Here is an 18,408-nt window from a genome sequence, read left to right on the forward strand (position 1 = left end):
AAGAGACAGGCGGTGTGGAGCGCGGCGCGGACGGCGGGGAGAGGCGACGGTTGCGCCACAGCCAGGCGCCGGCCGCTGTGGTGATCACCCCGACGAGCACGAAGAGCAGGCGGTAGTCGAACGCGCCGACGAGCAGCGCGCCGGCCCCGATGGAGAACGCCTGCGGCCCGCTGACCAGCGCCTCCGACGCCGCGGTCACCCGGCCCAGCAGCCCTGGCGGGGTGCGCCGCTGGATCAGCGTGTTGAGCCCCACCAAGGTCAGCGGAAGCGACACCCCGGCCAGCAGCAGCGCGAGCACGCCCAGGCGCAGGTCCGGCCAGGCCAGCGCCAGCGCGGCCGGCCCGAAGAAGGTCACCCCCGCGGCGAGCGCGCCGACCTCACCGACCCGACGCACCACGGCCGGGGAGAGCAGGCCACCGACCAGCCCGCCGACGCCCTGCACGGTGACCAGTACCCCCACGAACGCGGCGTCCCGGCCAAGACCCTGGTCCACGTACGCGAAGATCAGTGATTCGCTGAAACCCATCACCAGCGAGCCCAGGCCGTAGCCGAGCAGCGCCCGGCGCAGCGCCGGCTCACCGGCCAGGTGGCGCAGCCCGGCGCCCAGTTCGGCCGACCAGCGCAGGGTGACCGGTGCCGGCTCGATCTCGGTGGTCCGGAGCAGCCCGACCACGGCGGCGGCGGTGACGAACCCGACCATCGCCAGCGCGGCGAGCAGCCAGCCGCCGACCGCCGCGTAGAGGGCCGCGCCGGCGAGCGGGCCACCGAGGCGCAGCCCCTGCCGGACGGTCTGCAACGCCCCGTTCGCCTCGGCGAGCAGCTCACTGGGCACGAGCTGCCGGATCAAGCCGTTGAGGGTGGCGCTGAGCGTGAGGTACGACAGCCCGTACAGGGCGGCCACCACGTAGATGATCCAGACATCGGCCCGGTCCCGGACGGCGAAGAGCGGGGTGAGCAGCATCGCCGTGCCGAGGTTCGCGGCCACGAAGAAGGGCCGGCGAGGGTACCGGTCGACGACCCAGCCCACCAGCGGCGCCAGCGTCATCGGCGCGATGATCGCGAAGATGGTCGCGCCGGCCAGGCCGTCCGAGCCGGTCAGGTCCTTGACCCAGATGGCGAGCGCGAGCAGCAGGATCGACTCGGCGGCCATGCTGGCCAGCAACGCGCCGAAGAGCAGTCGGAAGTCGGGGCGGCGCAGGACGGTGCGCATGGGGTTCCCTCCGCGGGGGTGGCGCCCGGAGGGCGCGGTCTGGAGGAGGTGCGGCCGGCCCGGTCATCGTCGTCCGCGCCGCTGACACTTACCACAGTCCTCTTTTTGTCACGTGACACGCCCTTGCCGGGTACCTCCGACGCCAGTCGCGCGTCCATACTGACCGTGGGGGGCGAAATTCATACAGTTACCGTCGCGTCCGCGGCGGTCGACGGAATCGAGGGCACCCGTGCCTCCTGCCGTACCGAGCCCGATCCTGCGCCGGCGCAGGCTCGGCACCGAACTGCGCCGCCTGCGCGAGGCGGCAGGGCTCACCGGCGACCAGGTGATCGAAAGGATTGGCTGGGCGTCGGCGTCCAAGCTGTCCCGACTGGAAAACGGGCGCAGCCGGCCCGACCCGGACGACGTGACCGCCCTGCTGGAACTTTACGGCGCGGACGCCGAGTCGCGGACGGACCTGCTCACCATCGCCAGGGAGGCCGGCGACGTGCGCGGCTGGCGCAGGTCGTACCCGGTGATGACGCAGCAGCAGCTCGGCTGGGCGGAGATCGAGGCGGGCTGCGCCGAGATCCGTGAGTACAACCCCGTTCTCGTGCCCGGGCTGCTGCAGACGCCCGGCTATGCCCGGTTACGGATCGTCTCGGCGGACCGGGCCGCCACGACGGCGGGCGATCCGCAGGCCGGCGAGGACCCAGAGACCGAGGTTCGCGCCCGGCTGGCCCGGCAGTCGTTGCTGGACCGGGCCGATGCTCCGCGCTACACGGCGGTGCTGGAGGAGGCGGCGCTCGGCGAACGGGCCGGCCCAAGCGAGGTACGACGCGAGCAGCTGTCCAAGCTCTGTGAGCTGGCGATACTTCCCAACGTCACGCTACGCCTGCTGCAACGCACGACCGTGATCGGAGATTTCTACCTGCCGCCGACCGCGTTCTCGCTCTACCGCTTCGCCGATCCGCAGGATCCGGAGACGCTGGCGATCGAAGGTGGCTTCATCGACGTCATGTCACACGACGCAAATACCGTGAATCACTATAAAGTGGTCTTCGAGTGGCTGTGCTCGGCGGCGCTCTCCGCGACGGACACCCTCTCTTGGCTCTTCGAGGAGACGGGACGGCTGACCGGGACGGCGGCTCCGTCCACGGCGGTCCACGGGGCGGCAGCGGCGCCGACCCAGCGTCGGCCGTCCGGGCGGCTGACGGAGCGGTGATCCACACCGGATCTCCGTCGGGGTCGGGCGGGCGTCACTCGTCCTCATCGGAGTTCCAGAGCAGGAGCAGAACCATGAACGAGATCCGAAGCACCCTCCCCGCCCGGCAGTTGGCCGACGTCGCCTGGCGCAAGAGCACCCGCAGCCAGACCTCGAACTGTGTCGAGGTGGCCCCGCTGAGCACCGCGGTCGCGCTTCGCGACAGCAAGGACCCCAGCGGGCCGGTGCTGCTGTTCAACCGGGCCGGCTGGCTCGGCTTCGTCAGCGGCGCGAAGAACGGACAGTTCGATCTGACCTGATCCGGCGACGAGACGGGGGCCGTCGGCGAGGCGCCGGCGGCCCCCGTCGTGTCCGTCGCCGCGACCGCCCCGAGCAGGCATCGGATGATCGGACAACGCCCCGCGCCGATGGCGGCGTTTCACTTGCTGGGAGCGACGGCGGGCGTAACATGACGTTTCAGTGACGTGGAACTTTCACTGCGTACCCGTCCGTCGCGGTTCATCCGGAGACAACCATGAGTTTCCTGATCGTTCGTACCGACATCCGCGCCGCCGCCGACATCGACCTCGCCGCCGCGTGGGCCGGCGGCGGCCTGCTCCGCGACGAGACGACCGCGCCCGAGCCACGCCGCCAGATCGTCCATGCCGAGGACCGGGAGGCCGCGCTGCTGCTCGCGAGGGCGCTCTCCAGCGTTGGCGCGGTCCGCTCCGGCCGGCAGCGGGTCAAGGTGCTCCCGCTCGCCGGGCCTGCCCCCACCTGGCAGGAACGTCGGCCGGCCACCGACACCTGACCCACCGACGGCCGTCCTGGCGGACCGGCTCCCCCGCCGTTCCTCGCCCTCCGCCATGACGGCCCCGTGTTCCGGCCCGTGACCGCCGCGGCAACGACGGCCACGGGCCGGGCCGCGGCCACCCCGGCCCGACCGGGCCGACCGGGCCGACCGGGCTGGGCCTCACAGAATGCGGGATCCTGCGGCATCCTGCGGCCCCGACACCGCGACATGCCGCAAAGCACGAGCCGACCGCACGGATTGGCCGCAGGCATCGCACGGCCGCACAAGGCCGGACCGGCCGCACGCACCGCACGGGCCGCACAAAACCGGACCGGCCGCACGCACCGCACGGGCCGCACAAGGCCGGACCCGCCGCACGCACCGCACGCGCCGCACAAGGCCGGACCCGCCGCACGCACCGCACGCGCCGCACAAGGCCGGACCCGCCGCACGCACCGCACGGGCCGCACAAGGCCGGACCCGCCGCACGCACCGCACGGGCCGCACAAGGCCGGACCCGCCGCACGCACCGCACGGGCCGCACAAGGCCGGACCCGCCGCACGCACCGCACGGGCCGCCTTCCGGTCAGCAGTGGCCGTCGAGCCAGCGGTGGACGAGGAAGAGCGCGATCGAGGACGGTGGCGGCAGGATCATCCGGTCGCCCCCGCCGACGTCCACCGGTCGACCCGCCAGCACCGCGCCGATCTCCCGGCGGGTGAACCAGCGGGCGTACGCGATCTCGGCCGGATCGAGCCGCACCGGCACCCCCGGATCCGCCTCCGCCAGGAAGCCGAGCATCAGCGAACCGGGGAACGGCCAGGACTGGCTGCCCGCGTACACGATCCGCTCGACCGCGACCCCGACCTCCTCGCGGACCTCGCGCAGCACGGCGGCCTCGGCCGACTCCCCCGGCTCCACGAAACCGGCGAGGCAGGAGTAGCGCCGCTCCCCGGGCGTACGGGGCCAGGTGGCGTTGTTGCCGAGCAGGCAGCGCCCGTCCGGCCCGTCCACCCCGTCGTGCACCAGCACGATCATCGCCGGGTCGGTGCGCGGCCAGGCCCGCTGGCCCTGCGCGTCCACCCGGGACCAACCGCCCTCGTCGACCTCGGTGCGGTGCCCCGTCCGTGGCGACCAGCCGTGACCCAGATGCCAGTTGACCAACGCCAGCGCGGTGGTGAAAAGCCCCGCGTCCCGGTCACTCAACAGGTGGCCGACCTCGCGCAGGCTGACCTCCCGGGTGCCCGGCAGCGCCGGCAGCGGCGCGTCCACGGCGAAAACCGGGACGCCGTCCGGCTCCACGCCGAGAAACAGTGCCGAGCTCTCCCCCGTCGGGCCCAACTCGACCGCGTCCCGCAGCACCAGCGCCGGCGGGTTGGTGCCGCCCCGCACCAGCGCCCGCCCCTCGCGGGTCGAGTCGAGCACCAGCACCCGGGCTCGCCGCCACGCCTGCGCCAGCCACTCCCGGTCGGTCCGCCGGTGCGCCGCCCGGTCCAGCGTGGACCGGGCCAGCGGTGGGGCTGGCTCGCCGCTCACGCCGGCTCCCGGCGTACCGGGGTCAGGGCGGACAGCTGCCCCTCGACCCGGTCGGCGTCACCGAGCACCACGGTGACCGCCTTCGCCGGCGCCAGGTAGCGGGCGGCCACCTCGGCGACGTCGGCCACGGTCGCCTTCGCCAGCCGGGCGGCATGCTCGGCCAGGAAGTCCAGGCGCAGCCCGTTGCCGGCGTACGCACTGGTCAGCGATGCGAGGCCGGCCTGGGTGGACATGCCCAGCTGAAGCGTGCCGAGGGCGTACTGGCGGGCCTGCTCCAGCTCGTCGGGCTTCGGCATCAGCGTGGCCAGCCGGCCCAGCTCATACGTGGTCTCCAGCAGCGCGGGACCGGTCACCTCCGTGGCCACGTCGGCGGAGGCCACCAGCACCGAGCCGGCGACGGAGTGCTCGACGGTCGAGTGCGGCCCGTACGTGTAACCCTTGTCCTCGCGGATGTTCTCCGTCCACCGGGACGAGAAGTAGCCGCCGAAGAGCAGGTTTGCCAGTTGCAGCGCGGCGTGGTCGGGATGGGTGCGGGGCACCGCCGGCAGCGCGATGCGCAGCGAGGACTGCACCGAGCCGGGCCGGTCGACCAGCAGCAGCGGGCCGGGCTCCAGCGGCGGGGCGGGCGGCAGATCGATCTGTTGCCCGTCGCCCCGCCAACCGGCCAGGGCCAGCTCGGCGGCGTCCAACGCGCGCTCCGGCTGCACGTCGCCGACCAGCACCAGCACCGCACCCGCCGGGTGGACCCGCTCCGCGTGCAACCGGCGCAACACCGGTGGGCGGACGGCCCGGACCTGGTCGGGCTCGGGGGTCTGCACCGCGTACGGGTGGCGGCCGTAGATCCGCTTGAGCAGGGCCGTCCGGGCCAGGTGGGCCGGCTGGCTCTGGGCGACCTGGATCCGGTCGACCAACCGGTCCCGCTCGGTGTCGACCCACTCGGTCGGGTAGGTGGCCCCGGTCAGCACGTCGGCCAGGATCTCCAGCATCCGGCCCAGGCCGGTGACCAGGCCCGCCCCGGAAAGCATCAGCCGGTCCGGGTCGATTCCGGCGGAGAGCCCACCGCCGACCTTCTGCAGCTCGGCGGCGATCTGGGTGGCGGTGTGGGTCGCGGTGCCGGAGAGCAGGGTCTGCGAGAGCATCGCCCCCCGGGCCAGGTGGGCACGCCCGAACGGCATCCACAGTCGCAACTCGACCAGCGGGACGGCGGGCCGGCGGACCGCGATCACGGTCAGTCCGTTGGGCAGCGTCCGCTCGGCCTGCTTCGGCAGCTTCAGTTTGCGGGTGGGGCCGAGCGGCGGCAGGACGCGCGGCGTGGCGGGCACGATGGTCGTCGTCACCTGGCCTTCTCCGTTCGCGACTGCGGGGCTCGCAAACCCGGCTCACTCCTCGCGCTCACCGTGCCCCCTTTCGTCCGCGACTGCGGGGCTCGCAAACCCGGCTCACTCCTCGCGCTCACCGTGCCCCCTTTCGTCCGCGACTGCGGGGCTCGCAAACCCGGCTCACTCCTCGCGCTCACCTGGCTCCTCCGGGGATGACCTCGACTGCGGCGCGGCGCTCCGGCCGCAGGGTAGCGGCGGCGGCGCGTACCTGCTCCTCGGTGACCTCACCAACCAGCCGGGGCAGTTCGTTGAGCAGGCCCGGCTCGCCCCGCTGCTGCTCCAGCACCGCCATCCGCAGCGCCCGGCCGAGCACCGCGTCGGTGTCCCGCAGCAGATGGGTGGCCATTCGGGCCTGCGTGCGGGCCAGCTCGCCGTCGGTCAGCCCGTCGGCGGCGAGCCGGTCCAGCTCCTCGTCGATGGCGCCCAGCACCTTGTCCACGTCGCCACCGGGCGGCAGATGCGCCTGGAGCAGCAGCGCGGTGGGATCGCGGACGTCGAAGGGGTCGCCCATGAAGCTCAGGTAACCACCGAGGCCGGTGACCGTACGGTCCCGCTGGACCAGCCGCTCGACCAGCCGGGAGGCGTCGCCGTCGGTGAGCACCTCGGCCAGCACCACGTACGGCAGGTAGCCGGTGAAGTCGTCGATCGGGTCAGGCACCCGCCACGCCCCGGCCACCGCCGGCAGTGGGGCCAGCGCGTCGGTGTACGCGTGCCGCCGCTCGACGGTCAGCTCCGGTTCGGTGAAGTCGGGCCGGGCCGGGGCGGGCCGGGCCGGCACGTCGCCGAAGTGCCGCTCGATCAGGGTGGTCGCCTCGGCCACGTCGATGTCGCCGCTGACGGCCAGCACGGCGTTGCCGCTGGCGTAGTAGCGGCGGAAGAAGTCGGCGGCGTCGGCGACGGTCGCCGACTCCAGGTCGTCGAAGGAGCCGTACCCGTCGTGCGCGTTGGGGAAGGTGTCGAACATCACCGGCGGCAGGGTCAGCCAGGGGAACCCGCCGTACGGCCGGTTGAGCACGTTGACCCGGATCTCCTCCTTGACCACGTCGACCTGGTTACGCAGGTTCTCCTCGGTCAGCCGGGGGCCGCGCATCCGGTCGGCCTCCAGGAACAACGCCCGCTCCAACGCGTTGGCCGGCAGCGTCTCGTAATAGTCGGTGTAGTCCAGGTGGGTGGAGCCGTTGAAGGTGCCGCCGGCGCCCTGGACGTGCCGGAAGTGGGCCAGCTTCTCCAGGTTCTCCGAGCCCTGGAACATCAGGTGCTCGAAGAGGTGGGCGAAGCCGGTGCGCCCCTCCGGCTCGGACCGGATGCCGACGTCGTAGACGACCGCCACCCCGATCACCGGGGCACTGCGGTCGGGGGTGAGCACCACCCGCAGGCCGTTGTCGAGGCGGAACCGCTCGATGGGATATTTCGTCGCTGGAATCTTCGCTCTCCGCGTCGGCACGTGGTCGACCCTAACGTGTCGGCGCTTCCGTCACCGGCGACCCTTGCGGGCCGCGCCGGACCGTCAGCGGGCGGGCGAGCGGCCAGGACGTGTCAGCCGGCGGTCAGCTCCACGGCCGGCGCCCCCGCGCCGCCAGGGCTGTGCAGCTCCACCAGACCCACCGGCGCGCCCCGGCCCGGCCTCGGATGCCAGGGTGCGAACGCGGCGACCATGGCGAGGAGCAGGCCCGCGCCGGCCACCGCCAGCACCACCATCAGCTCGCGCACCGCCCCCGTGTCGGCCTCGCCCACCATGTCAGCCTTTCCGAGCCGGCCCCCCGGTCGGCTCTTCCCCCGGCAGAGAGCATCGACCACTCGCCGGCCCGGCGACAGTCGCCGATCGGACGCACTTTCCGCCGCTTAACCGACTCACCCGCCCACCCCGTCACCGACCGCACCCCTCCGGTCGCCAGGCGTCCGGAGGGGTGCCAGCCGGGGACAGGTCGTCGGCGTCGACGACGGCCGGCGTCAGGCCGTACGGGGACGACGCGGACGGCGGGAACGGCCCGACGCCCGGTGAACCTGCCCCGTCGTACGCGGGCGGGCCGCCGGGGTCGGCTGCGGCGCGACGATGGTCACCGGCATGCCGGACGGCTCCCGCGCCCCGGTCACCCGGGCGAGCGCCTCGTCGCCGGGGCGGACCTGCGCGGTGTGCGGGGTGATGCCGGCCACGCTCATCAGCCGGGAGACGTCCCGGCGCTGCTCGGGCAGGACCAGGGTGACCACGGTGCCGGACTCCCCCGCCCGGGCGGTACGACCACCCCGGTGCAGGTAGTCCTTGGCCTCGGTCGGCGGATCCACGTTGACCACCATGTCGAGTCCGTCCACGTGGATGCCCCGGGCCGCCACGTCGGTGGCGACCAGGGCGGTCACCTGGCCGGTGCGGAACTGCTCCAGGATCCGGGTGCGCTGGGGCTGCGACTTGCCACCGTGCAGCGCCGCGGCGCGTACCCCCTTGGAGAGCAGTTGGCGGGCCAGCCGGTCGGCGCGGTGCTTCGTCCCCATGAACAGAATGGTGCGGCCCTCCCGGGCGGCGATCCGGGCCAGCGCGTCGGGCTTGTCCACCGCGTCGACGTGCAGCACGTGGTGAGTCATCGCGGTCACCGTGGCGGTGCCCGGGTCGACCGAGTGCGAGACCGGGTTGCTCAGAAAGCGGCGGACCAGCCGGTCCACGCCGCCGTCCAGGGTGGCGGAGAAGAGCATCCGCTGACCGCCGGGCGCCACCTGCTCCAGCAACTTGGTGACCTGCGGCAGGAAACCCATGTCGGCCATCTGGTCGGCCTCGTCCAGCACGGTGATCGCCACCTGGTCGAGACGGGCGTCGCCCCGGTTGATCAGGTCGTGCAGCCGGCCCGGGGTGGCCACCAACACCTCCACGCCGGCGCGCAGGGCGTCCGCCTGCCGTTGCAGGGAGAGGCCGCCGACCACGGTGGCGCAGCGCAGCCCGAGGGCGCCGGCGTACGGGGTCAGCGCGGTGGTGACCTGCTGGGCCAGCTCACGGGTCGGCACCAGCACCAGCGCCAGCGGACGGCCGGCGCGGGCCTTTCGGCCGGCGGTACGCGACAGCAGCGGGAGCCCGAAGGCGAGCGTCTTGCCCGAGCCGGTACGGCCCCGGCCGAGCACGTCCCGGCCGGCGAGCGAGTCCGGGAGGGTCGCCGCCTGGATCGGGAACGGCTCGTTGATGTTCTGCGCGGCCAGCTCGGCGACGAGCGCGGGAGCGAGGCCGGTGGCGGCGAAGCTGGGGATGGTCATGGTCATGCGGAATGCCTTCCTCGACGCGGCACGTGTCGAGGGAGGGCGCCGCGAGGCGACGCGGTCACCGGCGGAAACGTCCGCCGGGACTCACAAGCACGAACCGATGGGGTACGGGCCGGCCCGCCGCCGCGCACCACATTCCGCCGGAGCGGATGGGCGGCGCGGCGAACCGGGCCCGTCACCGCGCCCGGAGGGCGCGGAGGGTGTTACCGGTCGATCCGAAGATCAGAGCGGACGGATGTTCTCCGCCTGCGGGCCCTTCTGGCCCTGGGTCACCTCGAACTCGACGCGCTGGTTCTCGTCCAGGCTGCGGTAGCCGGAGGACTGGATCGCCGAGAAGTGGGCGAAGACGTCCGCGCCGCCGCCGTCCGGGGTGATGAAGCCGAAGCCCTTGTCAGCGTTGAACCACTTGACGGTACCAATTGCCATGTGTTTCGTCTCCTTGACGGAACGTTCGGACCCGCACCTGTTGCGGACCGAAAAGGTGCACACCGTGCGCGATTGCACGGCGTAGCTGTCGCTGCTGGTCGCCCCGCCCGGAGAACTCCGGACACAACAAAGAGCGCCTGGGGCCACAATCCGCCAGGCGCACACAGAGTCTCTGGAAACCAAAACTGCAACTCCGTCAACCTATCACGAATTCGCCGGCGTGCCACCCCCCTGACGGAACTTCGGGCACCCCGGCGATGAGTGTGGTGAGCCCGTCGACGTCGAGCAGGTCGGCCGGGCGCACCGTGACGCCGTCCCGGACGTAGTGGAAGGCGGCTCCTACCCGGTCGACCGGCACTCCGGCCAGCTCCGCCCAGGCCAGCCGGTAGACGGCGAGCTGCACCGCGGCGACCTCCGCCTCCCGCCCGGCGGGCTGCCGGCCGGTCTTCCAGTCGACCACGTCGTACCGGCCGCCGGGGCGGGCGAAGACGGCGTCCATCCGGCCCCGGACCACCACACCGGCGATCAGCGTGGCGAACGGCACCTCCACCTCGACCGGCACCCGGTCGGCCCACTCGCTGGCCAGGAAACGCTCCTGGAGCTCGGACAGCGCCGCGTCGGGCGCGGCGTCCGCGTCGGCCGCGCCGGGCAGCTCGTCCACGTCGAGCAGTCGATCCGCGCCGAACCGCTGCTCCAGCCAGGTGTGGAAGGCGGTGCCCCGCCGGGCGTACGGGTTGGGCGCGGTGGGCATCGGCCGGCGCAGGGTACGGGCCAGCGCCTCCGGATCGCGGCGCAGCGCCACCAGCTGCGTCACCGAGAGGTGCCCGGGCAGCGCCACCTCCACCGCCTCGGCCTGCCGCAGCAGCTCGGCACGCTCGGCGAGGAGCAGATCCGCCTCCCGCCGCCAGCGCGCCACCTCCGGGTCAGCGACGGTCTGCCCGGCCTCGCCGGCGCCGGAGCCGGCCGGACCGGTCGAATCCGCCGCCGAGCCGCTCGCCGGGTCGGTGCCGGGCTCGCGGCGGGCCGCGTCAGGGCCGGTGCCCGGCTCGCGGCGGGCCGCGTCAGGGCCGGTGCCCGGCTCGCGGCGGGCCGCGTCAGGGCCGGTGCCCAGCTCACGGCGGGCCGCGTCCGGGTCGGCGAGATAGCGGCGGACCAGCGCCGCCGCCTCGGTCAACGCCGGCCGGCGAACACCCAGCGGGTCGGCCGGCCACTCGGCCCGCAGCACCATCTCGGTGGTGGGGTTGACCGCGTCGCCGGCCGGCTCGGGCGTCCACTCGTCGACCAGGTGGCCGTCCGCGCCGTCGAGGCAGGCGGCGTGCACCTCGCGCAGGAGGACCGACGGGCCACGGAACCGCTTCGTCCCCTCTCCCCACCAGTAGCCGGAGCAGAGCAGCAGCCGGCGCGGGCGGGTCACCGCCACGTACGCCAGCCGGCGCTCCTCCCGTTCGTCGTGCCCCCGCCAGGCGTCGGTGAAGTCCTCCAGCGCGCGGGCAACCCCGCGCTGGTCCTCCACCGACGTCAGGGCCAGCTCGGGCAGCCCGTCAGCGTCCCCGCGCAGCGGGAACGGCAGCACACCGAGCCCACCCAGCCAGTGATCGGAGTTACGCACCGGGCCGGGCCAGACGCCCCGGGTCAGCCCGGCGACCGAGACGACGTCCCACTCCAGTCCCTTGGCGGCGTGCGCGGTGAGCACCTGCACCGCCCCCGCCACCACCTCGACCTCGCCGGGGGCCAGGCCGCGCTCCTCGTCCTCGGCGGCGGCGAGGTAGGCCAGGAACCCGGCGAGGGTCGCGCCGGGGGTCTCCCCGCTGAACCGGGCCGCGACGTCGCCGAGGGCGTCCAGGTGGCCCCGGGCCAGGCCGGCGTCGCCGGTGCCGTCCCGGCCGGCCCGGACGGCCACCTCCACGTCCAGGCCGATGGTCCGCTCGATGTCCGCGATGAGTTCCGGCAGCGTCTGGTCCAGCCGGTAGCGCAGCAGTGCCAGCTCCATCGCGTACGACCGCAGCCGCGCGTAGCCCTCCGCCGAGTAGGCCTGCGCCGGCCCCAGGTCGGCCAGCGCCTCGACCAGCGTCGCCTCGTCCAGGGCGTCCACGGTGATCTCCGGCCCGTCGTCGCCGATCCGCTCCCACCGGGCCCTGGCGATGGCCCGGGCCCGCCGGTGCAGGGCGACCAAATCGCGCGGCCCGATCCGCCAGCGCGCGCCGGTGAGCAGCCGCAGCAGCGCCGCCCCGTCGGTCGGGTCGGCGAGCACCCGCAGGGTGCAGACCACGTCGCGGACCTCGGGAGTGTCCAGCAGGCCACCCAGGCCGACCACCTCCACCGGCAGTCCCCGGGCGCGCAGCGCCGCCTCGATCGCCGGAATCTGGCTGCGCAGCCGGACCAGCACGGCGGTGGTGGGGCGACGCGGCACCGGGATGTGCTCGGGCAACGCGTCCGGCATCCCGGCCGCCCCCCGCCAGGCGGCCAGCACACTGTCGGCGATCCAGTCGGCCTCGTCGGCGTACGTGTGCAGCAGCGCGCAGTGGACGGCGCCGGCGGCGTTCCCGCGCGGGCTACGGTGCGGGATCGGATCCCGGACGTTCAACGCCGCGTGCAGCTCCGGCACCCGGGCGCCGGCGGCGCGCAACGAAACGGACAGCGCGTTGGCCACGCCGAGGATCTCGGGCCGGTTGCGCCAGCTCGTGGTGAGCCCGAGCACCTCGGCGGGGGTGCCGTCGACGCGGGCGAACTCGGTGGGGAAGCGGTCCAGGGTGCCGGCGCTGGCCCCGCGCCAGCCGTAGATGGACTGGCACGGGTCACCGACCGCGGTGACCGGGTGGCCGCCACCGAAGAGCGCGTTGAGCAGCACCACCTGGGCGTGGCTGGTGTCCTGGTACTCGTCGAGCAGCACCACCCGGAAGCGGTCCCGCTCGATCGCCCCGACGGCGGGGTGGTCGCGGGCCGCCCGGGCGGCCCGGGCGAGCTGGTCGGCGAAGTCCATCGCCTCGAAGTCGTCCTTGCGGCGGGCGTACGCCCGGACCAACGGCAGCAGCTTCAGCCGGGTCTGCTGAAGCCGCAACGCCCTCCGCACGTCGGCGTAGACCCGGCCGGGCCGGGACTGCACGTCGGCGAAGAACCGGCCGGTCCAGGCGGCGAGGTCGTCGGGGTCGACCAGGTGCTCGTCCAGTTCGCCGGCGAGGGCCAGCACGGCGTCGGTGACGGTGCTCGGCATCCGGTCCACCTCGGACATGTCGCCGTCGTAGTTGCGCACCAGCAGGTCGACCAGCTGCCAGCGGGATGCCTCGGTGAGCAGCCGGGTGGTCGGCTCGTACCCGGCGCGCAGCCCGTGCTCGGCGACGATCCGGCCCGCGTACGAGTGGTAGGTGGAGACGGTCGGCTCGCCGGCGAGCGGGTCGTCCAGCGGGTCACGCCCGCGCCGGCCCAGCCGTCGGACCAGCTGGTCGAGGCGGGTTCGCACCCGGTGCGCCAGCTCGCCAGCCGCCTTGCGGGTGAAGGTGAGGCCGAGGATCTGCTCCGGCCGGACGTACGAGTTGGCCACCAGCCACACCACCCGGGCGGCCATCGTCTCGGTCTTGCCCGAGCCCGCGCCCGCGACCACCAGCAGCGGTTCGACCGGGGCGGAGATGATCGCCGCCTGTTCCCGGGTCGGGGCGGGCAGCCGCAGCAGCCTCGCCAGCTCGACCGGGGTCCACCGCGGCCCGGAGTCCGGCGTCCGTGGCACCGGGGCGGCGGAGCTGAACAGCGCGGGCTGGCTCACCGCCGTGCCCCCGCCGGTGTCGCGGCCCCCGGACGCCGCCCGAACGGGCCGGATGGTGCCTGCGGGGCACCTGGCCGACTTCTCGTGCCCGCCGGGCGGCCGTCGGCGGTTTCGTTCGTCACGTTCACGGCTGCTCCGGAGGACGGCTCGCCGGCGGTTCCACGACCTGACGGCCCTGCCCGGACACCGGGCAGCTGGTACGCACCGGGCACACCCGGCACTTCGAGTTGGCGACCGCGGCGAAGGTCGCGGCAGCCATCGTATCGGCGGTGCGCCGGACCAGCGCGGTGGCCCAGCCTGCTTCGGGGCCCTGCCCGGCGGCGGCCTGGGTCTGCTCCTTGGCGTCCTTCGCCCCGGTGCCGAGCTGCACCAGCGCCGCACCGCCGGGCTCGTCGCCGAACTCGGCGAACGCCCCCGCCTCGACGGCCGCCTGGTACGCCCCGAGCTGCGGGTGCTCGGCCACCTCCCGCTCGGTGACCACGGTGGACTTGCCGGTCTTCAGGTCGATGACCACGAGCCGGCCGTCGGCGTCCACCTCCAGCCGGTCCACCCGGCCGGTCAGCTCGACCGGGCGGGTCGGGTCGTCGAGGCGGACGGCGAACTCGTGCTCGATGGCGAGCAGCCGGCGGGGGTTGCCCGCCAGCCAGCGGAGCAATTTGTCGACCATGACCGCGGCGCGTTCCCGTTCCGGACCGACCATCCAGCGAGCGGCCAGTTCGATCGCGTCGAACCGCGCGGACACGTACTCCAGCAGGGCGGTGCGGTCGACGCTGGCGTCCTCGGCGAGCATCGCGGCGGCGTGCACCAGGTTGCCCACGCCCTGCGCCGTGCTGGCCGGGCCGCTGCCGCCGTGCCGTTCCAGCAGCCAGCGCAGGCTGCACCGCAGGGCGCTCTCCATGGCCGACGGAGTGACCCGGACCGGTTCGCCCTCGTCGACCAGCGGCCGGTCGTCGGAGAGGCCCCGCAGCCCCCACCAGTCGTCAGGGTGGGCGCCGGGGATGCCGGCGGCGGCAAGGCGGGCCAGCTCGGCCGCCGCCGCGCGTCGCCGGGTGACCGGGGCGGTCGGGTCGGTCACGGCGGTTCGCAGTTCGGCCACCAGCGCCGACAGCGTCAGCGCCCGGGGCACCCGCCCGACCGGCAGCTTCCCACGCCCGTCAGCACCGCCGTGGCCGCCATCCCCGCCGGCCTCGCCCGGCGCGCGCTCCTCGGGCTCACCGGACAGGTCTTGGGCCGAGGCCGCCGGGCCGGATCGGCCGGGCGACTCGCCGACCCCGAGTTCGTACAGGAACCGGCTGGGCTGCTCCTCGTGGTCGTCGCCGCCGACGGCCGCCGAGGCGACGGCGGTGACCAGCAGCCGCCGCCGGGCCCGGGTCACCGCGACGTGGAAGAGCCGGCGCTCCTCGTCCAGCAGTGCGGAGGTCTGCCCGACCAGATTGGCCCGGACGCCGGTGCCGTCGGCCCGGCCGGCGAGCACGTCGACCAGCCGCTCGGAGCCGAGCAGGCTGCCCCGCAGCCGCAGGTCGGGCCAGACGCCCTCCTGGACCCCGGCCACCGCGACCAGCTCCCACTCCAGGCCCTTCGCGGCGTGCGCGGTGAGCAGCCGGACGGCCTCGCCCCGGTCGGCGCTGGCCGCCAGGGTGTCGGCGGGCAGGTCCTGGCCGAGCACGTGGTCGAGGAAGACCTCGGTCCGCGCCCCGGGCAGGCGATCGGTGAACCGGGCCGCCGCGTCGAAGAGCACCAGCACGGCGTCCAGGTCCCGGTCGGCGGCCTCGGCCCGCCAGCGCTGGGCGGTCTCGTGCTCGCCGGTGGCGGCGCGACCCCGGTTGATCGCGCCGGCCCAGCGTTCGGCCAGCCCGCTGGCCTGCCACACCGCCCAGAGCACGTCCTCGGCGGTGGCGCCGGGGGTGGCCGCGGCCCGCCGCGCGGTGGCCAGCAGCTCGGCCACCGTCCGGGCGGGCTCCACCCAGCGCCGGTCGATCCCGGCCAACTCGGCCGGGTCGCGCAGCGCCGCCACCATCAGCTCCCCGGAGGGGCGGCGGTCGCCGGCGGCCAGCGCGAGGGCCCGCAACCCCTGCCGCAGCCGCCGCTCGGCCAGCGGATCGGCCCCGCCCAGCGGGGAGTGCAGCAGGGCGACCGCCGCCTCCTCGTCCAGCCGTTCCGGCTCCAGCGCGCAGCGCAGCAGGAGCAGCAGCGGCGCGACCGCCGGTTGCAAATGCAGCGGCAGGTCCTCCCCGTGCACCACGGTCGGCACCCCGGCGGTGTGCAGGGCGCGGCGCAGCGAGGGCAGGTGCAGATGGGTGGAGCGGACCAGCACCGCCATCTGGGACCAGGGCACGCCGTCGAGCAGATGTGCGGTACGCAGCGCGTGGGCCAGCCAGGCGGCCTCGCTGGTGGCGGAGCGGAAGGTACGCACCTCGACGGCGCCGGGCGGGGCGTCGGGCAGTGGGCGCAGCCGCCGGTGCGCGGCGGGCCCGCGCAGCCGCCGGGCCAGCCGCCCCGCCGCCCCGAGCAGCGCCGCGCCGGCCCGGTACGACGTAATCAGCGTGACCTGCGCGGCCGGGGCACCGGAGGCGGTGCGGAACCGGTGCGGGAAGCCGCTCACCACACCCGGGTCGGCACCGCGGAAGGCGTACGTGGAGGAATCCGGGTCGGCGAACACCACCAGGGACTTGCCGCCGCCGGCGATCACGGCGAGCAGCTCCTGCTGCGCCGGGTCGGTGTCGGCCAGTTCGTCGACGTAGACGTGAGCCAGCCGGCGACGCTCGGCGTCGAGCAACTCCGGGTCGTCGAGCAGCATGCCGGTGGCGGCCCGGACCAGTTCGGCCGGGTCGTACGCGACGGAGCCGCGGTTGCTGACGTCCCGCAGGGCGAGGACGGCGACGTACTCCCGGAGGAAGCGGGCGGCGGCCGGCCAGTCGGCGCGGCCCAGCTTCGCCCCCAGCCGGGCCAGCTCGACCGGGCCGACACCCCGCTCGGCGGCGCGCATCAACAGGTCGCGCAGCTGCGCGGCGAAGGCCCTGGTCCGCAGGGCGGGGCGCAGGTCCTCCGGCCAGCCGACCGGGTCGTCGCCGGGCTCCTCGCCCACCACGTCGAGCAGCTCCCGGATGATCAGATCCTGCTCGGGCCCGGTGAGCAGCCGGGGCGACGGCTCGCCCCGCTCGGCGGCGGCCCGGCGCAGCAGCCCGAACGCGTATGCCGGGAAGGTGCGCACCAGCGGCTCGCGGAGAACCCGATGGCCGTCGGCGGCGATCCGCGCCTCGATCCGGTGGCGCAGGTCGGTGGCCTGCCGGCGGGCGAAGGTGAGTACCAGGACACGCTCCGGGTCGACGCCCTCGGTCACTCGGGCGGCGACCGCCTCGACGAGGATGCTGGTCTTGCCGGTGCCCGGACCCCCGACGACCAGCATCGGCCCGTCGGTGTGCGCGACGACCTCCGCCTGGATCGGGTCGGCCAGCCGCTGCACGGGATGCGGGCCGGCTGCTCCGGGGTGCGCGTCAGCGCCCGCCGGCCCCCCTGGCCGCGGCTCTTCCTCGACGCCGTCGCCCGGCCGGACGTGCCCCTCGACGGGCCCGCCGGGTCGACGGGCCCCCCGGACCGTCGCGGCGGACCGTCCCTCCCCCGGGCCCGGTCCGGCAGGCCGGCGCACCAGCCGGTACCCCTGCACCCCCACATCCCACCATGTCGGTACGACACCCACCTCCCCCGACCGCCCTGCGGTGACCGGGACAGCGACCCCGCGGGAGGCAGCCGTCACCCGCCCGACGGGCCGCCCCGGGCCCCGGCTGAGGTCCGCCGTCGACCACCCGCGACGATGGGGTGGGAGCGGACGCCGATGATCGGACGGAGCGGCTCCGGCCGGCGGGTGTGACGCGGAAGAAGGAGGGCCTGTCGTGGTCATCGCAGGGCTCGTGCTGGCCGGCATCGCCGGGTTGATCCACGTCTACATCTTCTACCTGGAGTCCATCGCGTGGACCGGTGACCGGGCCCGGGCGATCTTCGGCATCGCCAGCCGGGAAAGGGCGGAGATGACTCGGGAACTGGCCTTCAACCAGGGTTTCTACAACCTGTTCCTGGCGGTCACGATCGCTGTCGGCATCGCCGCCTTCGCCGTCGACTCCCGGATCGTCGGTGCGACGCTGGTCTTCGTCGGCGCCGGTTCGATGGTCGCCGCCGGCCTGGTGCTCCTCGTCTCGACGCCCAGCAAGGCCAACGCGGCCCTCAAGCAGCTCGTCCCCCCGCTCCTGGGCATCATCGCCCTGGCGATCGGCCTCTAGCCCGCCGGCCCCCGCCGGGTCGCCCCGGGCTCCCGACGGGAGGCCGGGCCGGCCGGCGGGGCCGGGTCAGGTCACCCGGCGTTCCAGGGCGTCCAGCGCCTCGGGGACAGTGGCGACCACCGTGAGCAGATCGAGGCCGGCCGGCTTGAGGAAGGCCCAGTCGGTCAGGGTGCCGAGCCAGTCCAGCAGGGGCCGGTAGAAGCCGTCGGTGTCGACCAGCACCATCGGTTTGGCGTGCAGGGCCAGCGTGGCGGTGGTCCACACCTCGAAGAGCTCGTCCAGCGTGCCGAGCCCGCCCGGCAGGGTGAGGAACGCGTCCGATTTCTCGATCATGAGGGTCTTGCGGTCGGCCATGCTCGCCGTCACCAGCAACTCGTCCGAGGCCAGGTCGGCGACCTCCAGGTCGACCAGTGACTGCGGGATGATCCCGAGGGTGCGCCCGCCGGCCGCCCTCGCCCCGTCGGCCAGGGCGCCCATCATCCCCACGCAGCCGCCGCCGCTGACCAGCGTGTGCCCGCGCCGGGCAAGCTCCGCGCCGGTCTCGGTCGCGAGGTCCAGCCAGCGCTGGTCGAGGGTGCGGGAGGACGCGCAGAAGACGCAGATGGCCGCCAT

General features: G+C 74.5%; 14 protein-coding genes. 4 read left to right on the forward strand and 10 right to left on the reverse strand.

Annotated elements, in window-relative coordinates; translation table 11 throughout:
- On the reverse strand, positions 1-1,210 hold a 1,210-nt coding region (locus E1193_RS11260; RefSeq protein WP_132182906.1), incomplete at its 3' end, for an MFS transporter.
- A 229-nt stretch (positions 1,211-1,439) separates the two neighbouring features.
- Here E1193_RS11260 and E1193_RS11265 point away from each other — a divergent pair.
- The 3 genes from E1193_RS11265 (at position 1,440) to E1193_RS11275 (ending at position 3,204) form a co-directional block, all read left to right on the forward strand.
- The gene (locus E1193_RS11265; protein WP_132182908.1) at positions 1,440-2,414 is read left to right on the forward strand and encodes a helix-turn-helix transcriptional regulator; all 975 of its coding nucleotides are present in this window, start codon (positions 1,440-1,442) and stop codon (positions 2,412-2,414) included.
- A 74-nt stretch (positions 2,415-2,488) separates the two neighbouring features.
- The gene (locus E1193_RS11270) at positions 2,489-2,713 is read left to right on the forward strand and encodes a DUF397 domain-containing protein (RefSeq protein WP_132182910.1); all 225 of its coding nucleotides are present in this window, start codon (positions 2,489-2,491) and stop codon (positions 2,711-2,713) included.
- A gap of 215 nt (positions 2,714-2,928) precedes the next feature.
- A complete protein-coding gene (locus E1193_RS11275) occupies positions 2,929-3,204 on the forward strand; it encodes a hypothetical protein (RefSeq protein ID WP_132182912.1) in 276 nt (91 codons plus the stop codon).
- 568 nt (positions 3,205-3,772) lie between these two features.
- On the opposite strand, the gene nudC is transcribed toward E1193_RS11275, so the two are convergent.
- The 8 genes from nudC to E1193_RS11315 form a co-directional block, all read right to left on the reverse strand.
- Positions 3,773-4,720 carry an NAD(+) diphosphatase gene (gene nudC / locus E1193_RS11280; protein WP_132182914.1) on the reverse strand — a complete coding sequence of 316 codons (948 nt, stop codon included), beginning with the start codon at positions 4,718-4,720 and terminating at the stop codon, positions 3,773-3,775.
- Positions 4,717-6,057: a pitrilysin family protein gene (locus tag E1193_RS11285; RefSeq protein ID WP_132182916.1), complete on the reverse strand. Its 1,341-nt coding sequence runs from the start codon at positions 6,055-6,057 to the stop codon at positions 4,717-4,719. The genes nudC and E1193_RS11285 overlap by 4 nt, the downstream gene beginning before the upstream one ends.
- 175 nt (positions 6,058-6,232) lie before the next feature.
- On the reverse strand, positions 6,233-7,543 hold the full coding sequence (locus E1193_RS11290) for a pitrilysin family protein (RefSeq protein ID WP_132182918.1): 1,311 nt from the start codon (positions 7,541-7,543) through the stop codon (positions 6,233-6,235).
- A 92-nt stretch (positions 7,544-7,635) separates the two neighbouring features.
- Positions 7,636-7,836, reverse strand: coding sequence for a hypothetical protein (locus tag E1193_RS11295; RefSeq protein WP_132182920.1), 201 nt, complete (start codon positions 7,834-7,836; stop codon positions 7,636-7,638).
- Positions 7,837-8,049: 213 nt separating this feature from the next.
- Positions 8,050-9,339 carry a DEAD/DEAH box helicase gene (locus E1193_RS11300; RefSeq protein ID WP_132182922.1) on the reverse strand — a complete coding sequence of 430 codons (1,290 nt, stop codon included), beginning with the start codon at positions 9,337-9,339 and terminating at the stop codon, positions 8,050-8,052.
- A 222-nt stretch (positions 9,340-9,561) separates the two neighbouring features.
- Positions 9,562-9,765, reverse strand: a complete 204-nt coding sequence (locus E1193_RS11305; protein ID WP_007464836.1) for a cold-shock protein — start codon at positions 9,763-9,765, stop codon at positions 9,562-9,564.
- Between the two features lie 196 nt (positions 9,766-9,961).
- A complete protein-coding gene (locus tag E1193_RS11310) occupies positions 9,962-13,522 on the reverse strand; it encodes an ATP-dependent DNA helicase (protein WP_132182924.1) in 3,561 nt (1,186 codons plus the stop codon).
- A 124-nt stretch (positions 13,523-13,646) separates the two neighbouring features.
- A complete protein-coding gene (locus E1193_RS11315) occupies positions 13,647-16,928 on the reverse strand; it encodes an ATP-dependent DNA helicase (protein WP_243707505.1) in 3,282 nt (1,093 codons plus the stop codon).
- A 484-nt stretch (positions 16,929-17,412) separates the two neighbouring features.
- Here E1193_RS11315 and E1193_RS11320 point away from each other — a divergent pair, with 484 nt between their 5' ends.
- Positions 17,413-17,796, forward strand: a complete 384-nt coding sequence (locus E1193_RS11320; RefSeq protein ID WP_132182928.1) for a DUF1304 domain-containing protein — start codon at positions 17,413-17,415, stop codon at positions 17,794-17,796.
- Between the two features lie 66 nt (positions 17,797-17,862).
- On the opposite strand, the gene E1193_RS11325 is transcribed toward E1193_RS11320, so the two are convergent.
- Positions 17,863-18,408 carry a TIGR00730 family Rossman fold protein gene (locus E1193_RS11325; protein ID WP_132182930.1) on the reverse strand — a complete coding sequence of 182 codons (546 nt, stop codon included), beginning with the start codon at positions 18,406-18,408 and terminating at the stop codon, positions 17,863-17,865.

The organism is Micromonospora sp. KC606 (assembly GCF_004348675.1).
Taxonomy (GTDB): domain Bacteria; phylum Actinomycetota; class Actinomycetes; order Mycobacteriales; family Micromonosporaceae; genus Micromonospora.